General features: G+C 64.8%; 1 pseudogene (running past one end of the window). It reads right to left on the reverse strand.

Annotated elements, in window-relative coordinates:
- Positions 1-359: pseudogene (locus E6K79_07615) on the reverse strand (hypothetical protein) (it extends 73 nt beyond the left edge of the window).
- Positions 360-529: the final 170 nt, after the last annotated feature.

The following is a 529-nucleotide window of genomic DNA, read 5'->3' on the forward strand; positions in this document are numbered from 1 at the left end:
TGCTCGGGAATGGGGCGGACCGCGGGGATGGATGCTCTCGCGGCGGCGCCTCCCGGAATCGCCTTGAGCCCGATCCCACGCGAGGTCCAGCGATCCCGGTGGATCTTCCCCGCCCGCTCGAGGCGGTCCAGGTAGTAGCGGACCCCGTTGGTCGAGGCGATCCCGAAGGCCTCCCCGATTTCTCGGATCGTGGGCGGCCGTCCCTGCTCGCGAAGCGACCCCGCAATCATGTCCAGGACCGCCTGCTCGCGATCGGCCCCCACGTCGATCGCGGCAAACCGCTTGGGCTTGCGCTTCCGGGCACCCCCCGGCGTCTTGGGCGGATTGGGCTTGCTCATGACACATAGGATAGTGCACATTTGTGCAGGTGTCAAGGGCGTTTTGCTATCTTCTTGGTGGGTGATCAGATCGTATGATTCGTGCCCTGCATGACCAGACTTCCCAGGTGCATAGTGCTCGCGATGCGTTTCCTCCTGGCGATGGCCATGGTGTGCGCGATGGGTTGTGCTGGTCCTGCCAAACCGCACCC

It is taken from the genome of Candidatus Eisenbacteria bacterium (genome assembly GCA_005893305.1).
Lineage (GTDB): Bacteria > Eisenbacteria > RBG-16-71-46 > SZUA-252 > SZUA-252 > WS-9.